The 13821-nt window shown below is 63.4% G+C and carries 16 protein-coding genes; 9 read left to right on the top strand and 7 right to left on the bottom strand.

Features of this window, described 5'->3' with window-relative positions:
• The first annotated feature begins 116 nt into the window (after positions 1-116).
• Positions 117-794: a helix-turn-helix domain-containing protein gene (locus D6Z43_RS25095; protein ID WP_120654696.1), complete on the top strand. Its 678-nt coding sequence runs from the start codon at positions 117-119 to the stop codon at positions 792-794.
• On the opposite strand, the gene D6Z43_RS25100 is transcribed toward D6Z43_RS25095, so the two are convergent.
• Both D6Z43_RS25100 and D6Z43_RS25105 read right to left on the bottom strand, forming a co-directional pair.
• Complete coding sequence (locus D6Z43_RS25100; protein ID WP_120654697.1) at positions 791-1672, bottom strand: sterol desaturase family protein; 882 nt, start codon at positions 1670-1672, stop codon at positions 791-793. The genes D6Z43_RS25095 and D6Z43_RS25100 overlap by 4 nt on opposite strands.
• A 129-nt stretch (positions 1673-1801) precedes the next feature.
• Positions 1802-2059, bottom strand: a complete 258-nt coding sequence (locus D6Z43_RS25105; protein WP_120654698.1) for a YebG family protein — start codon at positions 2057-2059, stop codon at positions 1802-1804.
• 296 nt (positions 2060-2355) lie between these two features.
• Here D6Z43_RS25105 and D6Z43_RS25110 point away from each other — a divergent pair, with 296 nt between their 5' ends.
• On the top strand, positions 2356-2847 hold the full coding sequence (locus D6Z43_RS25110; RefSeq protein WP_120654699.1) for a phosphate-starvation-inducible protein PsiE: 492 nt from the start codon (positions 2356-2358) through the stop codon (positions 2845-2847).
• Positions 2848-2869: 22 nt separating this feature from the next.
• Here D6Z43_RS25110 and D6Z43_RS25115 read toward each other — a convergent pair whose 3' ends face one another.
• On the bottom strand, positions 2870-3181 hold the full coding sequence (locus D6Z43_RS25115; RefSeq protein WP_120654700.1) for a DUF3509 domain-containing protein: 312 nt from the start codon (positions 3179-3181) through the stop codon (positions 2870-2872).
• A 293-nt stretch (positions 3182-3474) separates the two neighbouring features.
• On the opposite strand from D6Z43_RS25115, the gene D6Z43_RS25120 reads away from it, so the two are divergent.
• The 4 genes from D6Z43_RS25120 to D6Z43_RS25135 all read left to right on the top strand — a co-directional run bounded on the left by D6Z43_RS25120 (position 3475) and on the right by D6Z43_RS25135 (position 6166).
• On the top strand, positions 3475-3726 hold the full coding sequence (locus D6Z43_RS25120; protein ID WP_120655360.1) for a DUF3649 domain-containing protein: 252 nt from the start codon (positions 3475-3477) through the stop codon (positions 3724-3726).
• A complete protein-coding gene (locus D6Z43_RS25125) occupies positions 3723-5246 on the top strand; it encodes a PepSY domain-containing protein (protein ID WP_120654701.1) in 1524 nt (507 codons plus the stop codon). Before D6Z43_RS25120 ends, D6Z43_RS25125 begins: the two co-directional genes overlap by 4 nt.
• The gene (locus D6Z43_RS25130) at positions 5246-5569 is read left to right on the top strand and encodes a DUF3325 domain-containing protein (protein WP_120654702.1); all 324 of its coding nucleotides are present in this window, start codon (positions 5246-5248) and stop codon (positions 5567-5569) included. Before D6Z43_RS25125 ends, D6Z43_RS25130 begins: the two co-directional genes overlap by 1 nt.
• An 87-nt stretch (positions 5570-5656) precedes the next feature.
• A complete protein-coding gene (locus tag D6Z43_RS25135; protein ID WP_120654703.1) occupies positions 5657-6166 on the top strand; it encodes a DUF3016 domain-containing protein in 510 nt (169 codons plus the stop codon).
• 121 nt (positions 6167-6287) lie between these two features.
• Here the strand turns inward: D6Z43_RS25135 and D6Z43_RS25140 are convergent, their stop codons facing one another.
• The 3 genes from D6Z43_RS25140 to D6Z43_RS25150 form a co-directional block, all read right to left on the bottom strand.
• The gene (locus D6Z43_RS25140; RefSeq protein WP_120654704.1) at positions 6288-8834 is read right to left on the bottom strand and encodes a TonB-dependent receptor; all 2547 of its coding nucleotides are present in this window, start codon (positions 8832-8834) and stop codon (positions 6288-6290) included.
• A 195-nt stretch (positions 8835-9029) separates the two neighbouring features.
• Complete coding sequence (locus D6Z43_RS25145; protein WP_120654705.1) at positions 9030-9992, bottom strand: FecR domain-containing protein; 963 nt, start codon at positions 9990-9992, stop codon at positions 9030-9032.
• A 1-nt stretch (position 9993) separates the two neighbouring features.
• Positions 9994-10515, bottom strand: a complete 522-nt coding sequence (locus D6Z43_RS25150) for a sigma-70 family RNA polymerase sigma factor (protein WP_256660920.1) — start codon at positions 10513-10515, stop codon at positions 9994-9996.
• Positions 10516-10680: 165 nt separating this feature from the next.
• Between D6Z43_RS25150 and D6Z43_RS25155 the strand changes: the two genes are divergently transcribed.
• A complete protein-coding gene (locus tag D6Z43_RS25155; RefSeq protein WP_120654707.1) occupies positions 10681-11088 on the top strand; it encodes a PA2779 family protein in 408 nt (135 codons plus the stop codon).
• Positions 11088-12053 (top strand): PA2778 family cysteine peptidase, encoded by a 966-nt coding sequence (locus D6Z43_RS25160; RefSeq protein ID WP_120654708.1) that lies wholly within the window; start codon positions 11088-11090, stop codon positions 12051-12053. The genes D6Z43_RS25155 and D6Z43_RS25160 overlap by 1 nt, the downstream gene beginning before the upstream one ends.
• Positions 12054-12202: 149 nt before the next feature.
• On the opposite strand, the gene D6Z43_RS25165 is transcribed toward D6Z43_RS25160, so the two are convergent.
• Complete coding sequence (locus D6Z43_RS25165) at positions 12203-12961, bottom strand: SDR family oxidoreductase (RefSeq protein ID WP_120654709.1); 759 nt, start codon at positions 12959-12961, stop codon at positions 12203-12205.
• 104 nt (positions 12962-13065) lie between these two features.
• Here D6Z43_RS25165 and D6Z43_RS25170 point away from each other — a divergent pair, with 104 nt between their 5' ends.
• Positions 13066-13797 carry a HugZ family protein gene (locus D6Z43_RS25170; protein ID WP_120654710.1) on the top strand — a complete coding sequence of 244 codons (732 nt, stop codon included), beginning with the start codon at positions 13066-13068 and terminating at the stop codon, positions 13795-13797.
• Positions 13798-13821: the final 24 nt, after the last annotated feature.

The following is a 13821-nucleotide window of genomic DNA, read 5'->3' on the forward strand; positions in this document are numbered from 1 at the left end:
TCAGTGCCATTCCATTTCGCGAATGAGTTCGCCCCCAAAGATACCTCGACACTCATCTTGCCGATCCGGCGACCGGCAGCTATTGCTGTCTGCCTTGAGCCGGCAGGAGGCCCCTGATGATCGAGTTACCCTGGCAGGGCGCGCTATGGATGGCCCGCGACTTTTGCCTGCTCGAGGGCGTTGCTGGTAGTGCGCGCCCCCACGCCCACTACGCCCACCAGGCGCTATTGGCCAAGGCCTTGCCGTTTCGCCTGACCCTGGAGGGTGAGCTATTTTGCGGGCGCTTCCTGCTGGTGGAATCGATGCGTTCCCATGCCATCGAGGATCCCAGCCAGGAGGTGGTCGCCGTGTATGCCGAACCCCTGGCCTTCAGTCCGGAGACGTTACGCCAGTTGCTCGCGGATGCCCCGACGAACCTTGAAGCGCTGGCCGACCTGCTGCAGGCTGCGCCCCGGCAACAGTTGGACCCGCGAATCGCCAATGCGCTGGCAACGGTGGATACCTTGCTGGAGGAGAAGGTCAGTGCGGTGGCCCTGGCGCAAAGGGCCTGCCTGTCACTTAGCCAGTTGGAAAGACTGTTCAGCGACCAGGTGGGGCTCTCGGTGCGGCGTCTCGTACTCTGGCGCCGCCTGCGTCTGGCGCTGCGTTTGGCCCTCGAAGGCGCGACGCTGACCCGCGCTGCCATGGACGCCGGTTTCGCCGACGCCGCGCACTTCTCTCGCACCATGCGTGCCACCTTCGGAATCCGCGCCGACCGCAACGTGGCGCGGCTGTCGTTGCGGCTGATCGACTAGACCTGGCGCAGCCCTTCCGGTGCCTCGGGGCTGGCTCCATGCGGCTGAGGGCGGAAGGGTTCGATCAACTGGGCCAGGTAGTTGCGCGGATAGTCCGGACGGCTGCCGATGCCAAGATCATGCACGCCCAAGGGGTAGTCGCTGTGGAAAGCGGTGCCAAGCAGGCGGTCCCAGAAGCTGAAGAACAGCGCGAAGTTCACGTCTCCGGCGCGGCCGTACTTCATGTGGTGGAAGCGGTGTACCGGCGCCCAGGCGAACAGATGGCGTAGTGGGCCGATGCGCATGTCGACGTTGCTGTGCTGCAGCAGGAGCTGCAGGGCGATGGCGAAGGCCAGCAGCGCGGCGATGCCCTGCGGCATGCCTAGTAAGAGTAGCGGTGCGGTACCTGCCAGTGCCTCGACGGCCTGGTGCAGCGGATGCTTCATCAGGCCATTGAAGCCATACAGCCGCTGGACGCTGTGGTGCACGGCATGCAGGCGCCAGAGCGGCTCGAGTCGGTGGCTGAGGTAATGCATCAGGGTAACGCCGAGGTCGGCGACCAGGACGGCCAGCAGCAACTGGAAAATCAGTGGCCAGTGATTGGGCCAGGTATCGAGTCCCTGCAGCCAGGTAGCGGCCAGCGGGATGACCGACACGCCGAGCAGGCTCTGGCTTTCGTTGAACAGCGCGTGCAGGCCGTCCCGTAAGCGGTCGCCCCGTGGTCGGTTCCACTGTGGCTCATAGGGCAGCCCGGCTTCGGCGAGGAAGGACAGGGCAATGGCCGGCACCAGCAGGGCCGCGAGCCAGTAGGTCGGATGATGGGCAGTGGTCCAGAGCCCAAGGGCGAGGAAGCCGAAAAGGAACAGTGGGGCGTAGAGCCAGGCAAAGAGTGAGCGCATGGGAGGTCTCCTTGAAAGGGACCTCCAGCGTGAGGGGAAGGTCCTCCGCCGGATTGAAGAAACCGCGCAAGATGGGATTGGGCGACACCCATTGCAGGGGCAATGGGCGGGGCCGTTGGAGAGGGCGGATTACTCGCCAGCCAGCTCCAGTTCGCCCAGGGCGTCGGGCTGGTTCTTGAAGGCGCGGGCGAAGGTGTCGCGATGCTTGGCCATGAAGATGCCGATGTCTTCCACCTGCTGCTCGCTCAGTGACGGAACCGCCTTGTGCAGGACTTCGGCCAGGGATTCGGCCAGTTCGAGCATCTTGTCGTAACGGTCGGCTTCGGCCTTATCCATGAACAGGCGCTCCGGATCGCGGCTGCTGCGGTACACCACTTCGACGGCCATTCATCACCCCTCACCTTCATTGGTTGGAAAAATACTGGATGTGCGTACAGTATTCGGAATGATGGCAAATGGAAATACCCCGTAGGAAATTTCCATTTGCCGGCCTCTCTCAACGGTCGCTGCGAATCGGCCCGAATTCCGCTGGAACCCAAGCATAGTCCGTGCCTCGTCCCTGCGGAGGGCTGGCTGCGACAACCTGCCTCGTGGCGTGGGGGCCAGGGCGGCCCCCATCCTGCATAACCCCACTGTCATTTTTCGCCGGCACCATCGGGGCCGTTGTCGCAAGGAGCTGTATCGTGAAAATCAACTGGGCTGAACAACTGCGTGCAAATGTGCATGGCCTGGCCGAGTCGCTGGGAAATCTCCTGGTGGAGAGTTTCCACTACCTGGCGCTGTTCGCCATCGGCGGTATCACCGCCTGGGCCGCTGTCGTGGCCTTCCTGGGCATGGTGGAGAAGGGGCACATCACGGTCGATGACATCTTGCTGCTGTTCATCTACCTCGAACTGGGCGCCATGGTCGGCATCTACTTCAAGACCAACCACATGCCGGTGCGTTTCCTGATCTATGTGGCAATCACCGCTCTGACGCGCCTGCTGATCTCCGACGTTTCGCACCATCATCGTCCCGACCTGGGTGCGGTATTCGTCTCCGGCGCGATCCTGTTGCTGGCTCTTGCAATCCTGGTGGTGCGCTTCGCTTCTTCGCGCTTTCCCTCCGAGCAGTCCGACGCCCCGCCGCGTCGGCGACACCTGCGTCGTCAGGTCGAGGCGGAAGAGGAAGCCTGACCTCGTGCACGGATAGCGTGCATCAGATGCGCGCTATCTGTGCGGCATTGACCAGCCCCGCGCGGACCGGCGCCACATGACCTCCTGTCATGCTGGTGAGCAGTTCGCCCACCTTGTGCCCGCTCTCGATGGCTATCCCCAGGCGAATGCTTTCGATCACGCGATTGAGGCGTACCACGTCATTACGCTGTGCCGCACTGATCAAACGCCGCGCCACCACGCCGCGTTCATTGGTGAGGGTCAGCATGATGCTGCCGTCCGGGCTCACGAGGCTGAGGTTGACCCGGTATTCGGCCTGGAATGCGTCGGTGAGGATCTGGAAGGGGTTGTACATGGCCTGTCACCTGGTTGATGGAGCGATGTGTCGATGGACGCCAGGAGAACTGCAAAGTTCGAACCGCAATGACCGACGGACCGACCAGCTGTCGCGTATAGCCTGATCCGGGTCGCTCCCTGATGGCTGATAGTATTTCTCTGTTGCAAATATGATGCGTATGTAAATAATTCGCAGTATATTTCTGAAGATGCCTCTTGCCCTGCTGGAACAATCCCGCCGGGAGCGTCCTTGATCAAGGAACTAACGTGAGCAAAGCCAAGACCTCCACGCGCTGGGACGTGACCGCAAGGATGCTGGCGGCGATTCTCGGTGGCTACGCGGCGGCCTATGCGGCCACGGCGTTCCTGTCCGTTTATCTACCGCTGGTGCGCAGCGACCGGGTGGTGTTCGCCAGTCTGTCCTGCTTCGCCGTCTACACCTTCGCCATCATCTACGCCTTTGCCGCGCGTTCGGCCGTGCGCGCCTGGTTCATGCTGGTCGGAGCGACCGTCCTGATGGCGCTGGCCGCCTACCTGCCCAGCGATTTCGGAGTACGTCCATGAGCCTGCGCCAATCCATGGCGGGACTGCACACCTGGGGCGGACTGCTACCGTCCTGGCTGCTGTTCGTCATCTTCTTCGCCGGCAGCATCGCTTGCTTCGACAAGGAACTGGAGCGCTGGATGCGCCCGGCCCTGCATGAGCCATCCAGCCACAGCATGACCGTGGACCAGGTGCGTGAAGCGATGCTCGCCAAGGCGCCGGATGCCCATGCCATCTGGATTCGCCCGCCGAGCGAGCGCGAGCCCTTCTACTGGGCCGGTTACGAGCCGGCCGACGAAAGCGAGTTCGTGCGTTTCGCCCTCGACCCGGCCACCGGCGAGGCGATGCCGGAAACCGTCGGTGGGCTGTTCTTCTTCACGCTGCACTACGACCTCAACGCCGGCATGATCGGTATGTACATCGTGGCCATCGCCGCCATGTTCATGCTGGTGGCATTGATCAGCGGCATCATCATCCACCGGCGCATCTTCAAGGATTTCTTCACGTTGCGTCCGGACGCCAACGGCCAACGGGCCTGGCTGGACGCGCACAACCTGTTCGGCGTGGTGGGGCTGCCGTTCCACCTGCTCATTGCCTACACGGGCCTGGCCATCTTCGTGACCTTCTACATGCCCGCCGGCATCCAGCTGGCGTACAAGGGCAATGCCGAAGAGTTCTTCAACGACACCATGGGCGCGTACCACCGCGAGGATGTGAAGCGCCCGGCGCTTGCGCCCAAGTCCCTCGATGCGTTGCTGGCCGATGCACATCGTCGCTGGGGTGGCACCGAGACCGGCTGGATCAGCGTGCATCATCCGGGAGACGAAGCTGCAGTAGTGGATATCCGCCGCTACGACCGTTCCGGCATTGTCGACTTCCAGTGGACCCTGTCCTACGACGCGGCAAGCGGTGAGCTGCTCCACGAACAGAAGCCCTACAGCCCCGGCTACCAGAGCTATGCCTGGCTGACCAACCTGCACATGGCGCAGTTCGGTGGGCAGATTGTCCGTGCCCTCTATCTGCTGCTCGGCCTGATGGGCTGCGCGATGCTGGTGGCTGGCCTGCAGGTCTGGCTGCGCAAGCGCGAGGCGCGTGGCGGCTACGGCATCGGTCTCGTGCGGGCGCTGAATGGCACAGTGGTCGGCGGCCTGCCGATCGCCAGCCTGGGCTTGCTCTATGGCAATCGCCTTTTGCCGGCCGGTCTGGCCGAGCGCGCCAGTGTGGAAACCTGGGTCTTCGTCGGTGTCTGGCTGCTGGTGGCAGTCTGGGCCGTACTGCGCCGCGATAGCGGCAAGGTCGCCCGCGACGCGCTGGTCGCCGTGGCAGCGCTGGCCCTCGGCTTGCCGCTGCTTAACGCGCTGGTCACTCCTCAGGGCAGCCTGTTGGCGACTCTGGCGCGCGGTGATTGGGACATGGCGGGCATCGACCTGGTGCTGATTGCGGCTGGTACCCTTTGCGGCTTCCTGGCCTGGCGCCGTTCGCAACCGCAGACGGCGAAGGCCCCGCGCGTCCGCCGCCGCCTGGTAGAGGAAAGCGCCTGATGCTGCTCCTGAGTTTCGCCTTCTGCTACCTGGCCATGACCGGATTGGCCCTGGCCATGTCCCGACAACACAAGCTGCTCTTCAGTGTCGCCCTGAGTGAATTCCGTACCCGACTGCTGCGGGTCGGCGCGGCGCTCGCCATGCTGGTTGGCCTGGCCCTGGCCATCGCCGAACTGGGTGGCGAAATCGGCATCGTGATCTGGCTCTGCCAACTGATGCTGTCCGGCCTGTTGCTGGTTGCGCTGCTGGCCTGGCAGGCCCGCTGGGTCCTGCCGCTAGTGGCCCTGCTGCCGTTGGGCGCTGGCCTGCTGCGCCTGTTCTGAACCGTCCGACTGGAGCCGCATCCCGTTCGCAATTGCGGACGTAAACTGGTCCTTGCGGTGCCTCGCTTCGCCGTCAGGAGGTGTTCCATGCGACCCACGCTGCCCCCCGTCGTGCTGGCCCTGGTGATCCTTTCGCCAGCCGTGCTCGCCTCGACCACCGAGGTCAGCTTCAGCCAGCCCGACAAGTACAGTGATGCGCGCCTGAACCGGGATTACGGTCGGGGTGCGGATGACTTCGTGCTGAAGGATCTCAAGGCGCATATCGAGAAGCTCGGCAAGCGCTACCTGCAATCTGGCCAGACCCTCAAGATGGATATCCGCGACATCGACCTCGCCGGCCAGTTCGAGCCCTGGCGGGTCAATTTCAAGGACGTGCGCTTCATGCGCGAAGTGACCTGGCCCAGGATCAAGCTGCACTACAGACTGGAACAGGACGGCAAGACCCTGGTTAGTCGCGATGTCACGGTGATCGACCAGTCCTACCTGCAACACGGCAACTACTACTTCAGCAACGACCGCCTGCGCTACGAGAAGACCATGCTGGATGACTGGTTCCGCTGGAACATCGCGCCTAAGGACAAGACAGTGTCGTACTGAACGGCCATTGGGGCGGACCTGTGGCCCGCTTGGCAAATGAATTCGCCCCTACAGGATTGCGCTGAAGGTGAGCCGGGAGTCACCCCTCTCCCTCTGGGAGAGGGGCTGGGGGTGAGGGCTGTCAGTACTCCACGCTGTAGCTCAGGCTGTAGGTACGACCACGGCCGTGGTAGTCGAACAGGTCGGCCGGGATGTTGGCGCTGTAGAACACCTGCGCGCGCTGGCCCCAGACGGTGGTGTAGTCCTCGTCCAGCAGGTTCTGGATGCCGAAGTTGAGCGTACCCACCGGCAGGACCTGGCTGCCCAGCAGGTCGAAGGTCGCGTAGCCGTCGATCTTGTGGTCGTTGCCGTCGAACTGGCCATTGGCGAGGACATTACCGTCGTCGGAGAGGTTGAAGGTGCGCACACCTTGCAGGCGCAGGCTGGTGTCGTCGTCACGCCAGCCGACGAAAGCGGTCAGTTTGGAGGGACTGGCCGCGGTCACGTCCTGCTTTTGCCAGCGGTCGTCGATCTTCTGCTGGGAACGGATCGCGAGGGCGCTGGTGCCGATCTGCCAGTTATCGTTCAGCCAGTAGTTGGCCTGGCCTTCCAGGCCAAAGTTGCGCTTCTTGTTGTCCAGCTGCTCCACCAGCAGGGTGGTGCGGTTATAGGTGATGCTCTTGTCGGACCACGCATAGAAGGCCGCCAACTGGGCGTCCAAGCTACCGTCGTAGTGGCGCCAGCCGAGTTCCACCTGCTTGGTCTTGATGCCGTCGAGGGCAGAATCCTTCACGTTCACGCCCTTCTGCAGCACCCAGCGGCCGTTGACCGGCGCGGCGGAGTAGGTGCCCTGGCCGTAGTACTTGGCCGGGTCGGGCAGTTCGAAGCCTTCGGAGTAGTTGGTCCAGACTTGCTGCGCCTTGTTCAGCTTGTACACGGCTCCGAAGTTGTAGAGGTCGACCTGGTAGTCCTTCTCGCCGCCGGGAATGGCGTCGGCACTGGTGCCGTTGCCCTTGCTGATCTGGATCTGCTGGGCCGCTGCAACGAAGTCGCCGACGTCGTTGTTGGTGCGCTGGCGACGCACACCACCGGACAGGGTCAGGGCGTCGGTCGCGCGCCAGCTGCCCTGGGCGAATAGCGAATTGCTGTCTGTATCGATCCCCGGGTAGCGGCCGACCTTGGCGTATTCGTCAGCTACCAGGCCGCCGGTCTGGGCAGCTGTGCTGAGGTCGAACAGAGCCTGGTCGGAGTCGAAGCTTTCGCGCTCGACATCGGCGCCGTAAGTCAGGGTGAAGCGGTCCCACTCTTTCACCAGCACGGCCTTAAGCCCGTAGTAGTTGGTGTCCTGTTGGGAGGCGGAGTAGTAGGAGCGGGACGGGTTGATCGCGCCAGTGCCGGTGAAGGTGATGCTCGGATAGGGCTGGAAGGCCATCTCTTCGCTGCGGTAGTAGGCCTGCAGGTAGAGGTCGTGGCCCAGCACTTCGGGGGCATGGTAGGTGGCGTTGAACTGGGTGCGTTCGGTGCGCGGCTCGCGGTCGAAGTTGGCGCCGCCTTCGATCTCGAAGGGCTCCAGTCCACGCAGGCCACGGAAGTTGCGACCGAGGTCTACGCCCTTGTCGCCGTCGTAGCCGGAGTCGTACCACTGGGCACCCAGGCTCAGGCTATGCCCATTGGCAAAGGCAAAGTCGAGGCTGCCCATGACATCCACCGACTGGTTGTACTGCAGGTCGGTCTGGGTGATGTCGAGCATCACCTGGTCGCCGTTGCCGTCATAGGCGGCGCCGTTCTTCTGGTACGCCACCGCGGCGCGGCCCTTGATCTGTTCGCTGCCGCCGCTGACGGACTGGGCCACACGCCAATCGTGTTCCTGGCTGGTTTCGAAGCCGCTGCGCAGGCCCACTTCACTGTTGAATCGGGCTGCGCCAGCGTCACCTTTCTTGGTGACGATGTTGATGATGCCGCCGGTGGCGCCGCCACCGTACACAGCACTGGCACCGGAAAGGACCTCGATGCGTTCGATGTTGAACGGATCGATGGAGTCGAATTGGCGGCTGATGCCACGGGAGCTGTTCAGGGAAACGCCGTCGATCATCACCAGGGCGCTACGGCCGCGCATGTTCTGGCCGTAATTGGTGCGGCCCTGTGGACCTATGTCGAGGCCAGGGATCAACTGACCGAGGGCTTCCTTGAAGGGCACGCCGGCCTTGGTCTGCTCCTGTAGCTGCGGCGCGTCGATGATCCAGACGGTGCCTGGCAGTTCGCTGATGCTGGTGGGCGCGCGGGAGCCGACCACCACCTGGCGATCCACTTCGATGGCCGCGCCGGACGATTGCAGGCTGTAGCCACCGTCCTGGGCCACGGCGTGCAGGCCGCTGCCGGCCAACAACTGGTTCAGGCCTTCTTCGACGCCGTACTGGCCGCGCAGACCCTGGGTCTGGCGGCCAGCGGTCAGCTCGGGGCTGAACGACAGCAGCACGCCGGCTTCACGGCCGAACTGGTTGAGTGCCGCCTCTAGCGGGCCGGCTGGAATGTCGAAGGCTCGGCGCTGGCTTTCGGCGCCAATTTCCAGGGCGGCAGCAATGACCTTGGCGGGCAGGGCAGCGGTCAGGCATAGGCTGAGCAGCAGGGGTTGCATGGCGCGGACCAGCGGTTTTCGGGCGAAGTGGCGAAGGCGGGGCGGGCACTGCATGGGGGCGTCTCGTTCGTGAATTGGGAAGGTCTCTGCCTGCCTTGTCACGCGAGGTCGGAAAAAAGGCTCAGCTTTCGCAAAAAATCTGGCTATCGATGGAGGCCGTAGGTTGGGCTGAGGTACGAAGCCCAACGTCAGAGTCGTGCCGTAGGCTGGGCCTCGCTTCGCACTGTGCCAACCTACGGATACTCCCCTTCAACCGGTGGCGCGCGGATGCACCTTGACCCAGTAGCGGGTCAGGCTATGCACCTCCACTGGCAGCGCCTTGGGCAGCATGGCGAGGATGCGCTCGGTGTTATCCAGCGGATAGCTGCCGGAAATCAGCAGCCCGGCCACTTGCGGGGCGCAGCTGAGGTGGCCATGGCGGTAGCGGCCGAGTTCGGCGAGAAAATCGTCCAGGCGCATATGACTCGCCACCAGCATGCCCCGGGTCCAGGCCAGGCTGTCCTCGCTGACGCTGTCGGGTGTATCGATGCGGGTGGGGCTGAGATTCGTCTGCTGACCGGGCAGCAGCGACTGGCGCTGGCCGTCGGCGAGCAGGTCGGCGCTTCCGGCGAACAGGCTGACCCGGCTACTGCGATCGAGGACGCGCACATTGAAGCGACCGCCACGGCTCTCTATCAGGCCTTGCGGGGTATGGATACGCAGGGGGCGGGAATCGGCGACACCATCGACGAGGATTTCCCCTTGGCGCATCTCGATCAGGCGTTGCCCGGCATCAAAGTGGATATCCACAGCGCTTGCGGTGTTCAGTTCCAGGCGCGAACCGTCGGCCAGGCGCAGCGCACGACGCTCGCCGACGCTGGTGGATTCGTCGCTGCGCAGGACCAGCAGCGGCTCGCTGTTACGCAGGCTGATGGCGCCGCCACCGACCATGGCGCAGAGCATCAGCAGTTTCAGGGCCTCGCGGCGGCTACGGTGGGCCGGAGCGCCGAGGGCTGCCAGCGCCGCGGGGGATTCCAGGCCGCGCAGGCCCACGTTGACCGCCTCGATGCGTTGCCAGGCACGCTCGTGCTCGGCATTGGCGCTGCGCCAATCCTGCCAGGCCTGGCGACGTTGTTCGCTGACCTCGCCACCCTGCAATTCCACCAGCCATTCCACCGCCTGCTCGGCGATGGCCGGGGCGATTCGGTTGCGATCCACGCTGAGCAGGTTCATCTCAAAGGCTCTCCGCGAAATAGCAGCGCTGCGCCGCCTTGACCATGTGGCGCTTGACGGTAGAGAGAGAAATATTGAGTTGGGCAGCGATTTCCACGTAAGTCATGCCGTCCACCTGGGCCAGCAGAAAGACCTTCTTCGCCACCGCCGGCAAGCCGTCCAGCAGGCGGTCAAGCTCCACCAGGGTTTCCAGGATGATGGCGCGCTCCTCTTCGCTCGGCGCGGCCGCTTCCGGCTGCGCGCTCAATGCTTCGAGGTAGGCACGTTCGATGTCCTGGCGCCGGTAATGGTTGGCCAGCACGCGCTTGGCCACCGTGGTGAGGAAGGCGCGAGGTTCGAGGATCACCGGCTTTTCCCGCGCCAGCAGCACGCGCAGGAAGGTGTCTTGCGCAAGATCTGCGGCGTTCTGCGGGCAGCCCAGGCGACGGCGCAGCCAGCCTGTCAACCAGCCGTGGTGGTCGCTGTAGAGCTTCTGCAAAGATTCGACCGGCGGAGGCGGAAGGGCGTCGGCTCCGTGATTCAAGAGCTGGACTCGGAGGCAAATGGGAATGTTTCGCATTCTATATCTGCTGGCCGGAGTTCAGCAATAATCAGTCTGTGGTGAAGAATCTTCTGCTATTGCTGTGGGAAAGCTGGAACCGGCAAACACGTACCGTGGTCAACTGGCAACAAAACCTGGAGAACCATTATGCTTTCACGTCCCTGCAACCGCCGCCTTGCTTCTTTGCTGATTGCCAGCCAGTTCGTTTTCCTTGCGCAGATGCCCTTGGCCCAGGCGGCCATGATTGGCACTCCACAAGCCATGCAGGAACAGCAGGCGCCGCAGCAGCAGCCGGTGGACCAGGCACAACTGCGCGCCATGCTCGATGACGAGAAGGTGCAGCAGAAGCTCGAATCCCTCGGCGTGCCGCGTGAGCAGGTGGAGGCCCGTATCGCCAGCCTGACGCCGGCCGAACTGCAACAGTTCAATCAGCGCCTTGAGCAGGAACCGGCTGGGGGCTGGGTGGGCATCATCGTGCTGTTCCTGGTGATCTTCATCATCACCGACATGCTCTGCGCCACTGACATCTTCAGCTTCATCAAGTGCATCAACTGATGCGGCTCTGGCTCGCTGTCCTGACGCTGGCCTTGGCGGGCTGCGCCGGGCAGCAACCCTTGCTGTCGCCCCAGAGCGACCGCCTGCCACAGCGCACGGAGCTGGCCCAGACGCCGTTCTATCCACAGGAGATCTACCAGTGCGGCCCGGCCGCGCTGGCCACGGTGCTGGTGCAGCGTGGGGTGAAAACCTCACCCGAGGAGCTGACACCCAAGGTCTACCTGCCTTCCCGGCAAGGCAGCCTGAAGCTGGAACTGGTGGCCGCCGCGCGCCAATACGGGATGCTGGTTTATCCACTGGAGCCCAACCTGGATGCGCTGCTGGCCCAGGTGGCAGCCGGCAACCCGGTGCTGGTGATGCAGAACCTCGGCCTGGACTGGTTGCCGCGCTGGCACTTCGCCGTGGTGGTCGGGTTTGATCGAAGCAAAGACGAACTGGTGCTGCGGTCTGGCACCGAGAAGCGCTGGGTGACCGACCTGCGCAGCTTCGATCGCACCTGGCAGCGTGCCGAGCGCTGGGCCGTAGTGACCTTGCCGGCGGATCAACTCCCCGCAGAAGCTCGCCTGGAACCCTGGATCAAGGCCGCCAGCGACCTGGAGCAAACCGCCCAGCGCCCAGTCGCGGAGCGTGCATTCCGTACAGCTGCCGAACATTGGCCGACGGAGCCGTTGCCTCTATTCGCGCTGGCCAATGCGCGTTATGCCGACGGTGATCGTGAAGGCGCCGAGCAGGCCTTGCGCGAGAGCCTGAAGCGCAAGCCTGATTACGCGTTGGGCTGGTTCAATCTGTCTGAGGTGCTCAACGAGAAGGGCTGCGCTGCCCAGGCTGCACAAGCCCGAGCCTGCGCTCGCCAATTGGCGCCGGGGGATGCGCGTCTGTCGGCGCCGCTGGGAACAGCGTCAAGCGGAAAAGGGCAGTGCAGCGCGCTGCCGGTGTGTGGGGAAGGAGCGGCGGGTCGCGAGTGAACTCGTTCCCGCAGGGCACGAATCTGTGCGCGCTAGTTCTGCGCGAGTGGACGCAAACAAGGCTTCGCGAGCAAAGCTCGCTCCTACACCTGATGTCCTGCAATAAAAAAAAGCCCCGCAAATGCGGGGCTTTTTCATGGTGCGAGGTATTACAGGCGCAGGCCGCCGTCCAGCTCCAGAACACGACCGGTGTAGTAGTCGTTCTCCAGGATGTAGGCGACCGAGTGGGCGATTTCCAGCGGTTTGCCCAGGCGACGCAGGGGGATCCCCGAGGTCATCTTTTCCAGGGCTTCCGGCTTCATGCTGGCGACCATGTCGGTCTCGATGAAGCCCGGAGCCACGCCTGCCACACGGATGCCGTAGCGAGCCAGTTCCTTCGCCCAGACCACGGTGTCCGCAGCTACACCGGCTTTGGCGGCGGAGTAGTTGGCCTGGCCCATGTTGCCGGCGCGGGAAATGGAGGAAATGTTGATGATCGCGCCTTCGTTCTCCAGTTCGATCATCTTGGCCGCGACTTCACGGGTGCAGAGGAAGACACCGGTCAGGTTGACGTCGATCACAGCCTGCCACTGAGCCAGGCTCATCTTGGTCATTTCGCCGTCCTTGACCTTGATGGTCAGGCCATCGCGAAGAATACCGGCGTTGTTCACCAGGCCGTTGATGGCGCCAAAGTCTTCGGCCACCTGGGCGACCATGTGGGTCACTTGCTCTTCGTTGGCCACGTTGCAGAGGTAGGCACGGGCATCACCACCGGCGGCCTTGCAGGCAGCCACGGCTTCATCCAGTTTTTCCTGGTTCAGGTCGACCAGGGCGAGCTTCGCGCCCTTGGCGGCCAGATACTCACCCATGGCGCGGCCAAGGCCCTGGCAACCACCGGTAATGATGATGACCTTGTCTTTGAGTTGCATGAGAATCCCCTCGAATAACTGTCGCTTTGTCCCCGCTTGCGCCGTTAAACCGCTATTCTGGGCGCTCGTCCGTTTTCGACGGATTCTTTGCGAGGAGTCATAAGGTGAGCGTGAAAGCCGCAAAGCATGCACGAGAAATGCTGCTCAAGGAATACCAGGGGGTGCTGTCCACCCATTCCAAGACCATGCCTGGCTTCCCTTTCGGATCAGTGGTGCCTTACTGCCTGGACGCCGAAGGCCGGCCACTGATCCTCATCAGCCGTATCGCTCAGCACACTCACAACCTGCAAAAAGACGCCAAGTGCTCGCTGCTGGTGGGCGAGCGCGGCGCCGCGGATGTCCAGGCCGCCGGGCGCCTGACCCTGCTGGCCGAGGCACGGCAAATCAGTGACGAAGCCGAAGTGGAAGCCGCATCAACCCGCTACTACCGCTACTTCCCGCAGGCCGCGGACTATCACCGCACCCACGATTTCGACTTCTGGCGCCTCGAACCGGTGCGCGCCCGCTTCATCGGTGGATTTGGCGCCATCCATTGGGTGGATCAACTGGTGCTGGCCAATGCGTTTGCTGGCGAAGCCGAGATCAGCATGCTGGAACATATGAACAGCGATCACGCCAATGCCATCGCTCACTATGTGGAACTGGCCGGTTTGCCGTCCCAACCTGCGGCGGAGATGGTTGGGATCGACTCTGAAGGATTCCACCTACGCATCGGTCAGACGCTTCATTGGCTGCCCTTCCCAACATCCTGTAACAACCCTGGCGCTGTCCGTCAGGCCCTGGTACAGCTGGCTCGCGCCGAATCCTGGCCGACCAGTGATGAGGCCGTAGCTTGAATTGGGAGGAGGGCGGCTTCATCT

Origin of the sequence: Pseudomonas sp. DY-1 (genome assembly GCF_003626975.1) — a bacterium.
Lineage (GTDB): Bacteria > Pseudomonadota > Gammaproteobacteria > Pseudomonadales > Pseudomonadaceae > Metapseudomonas.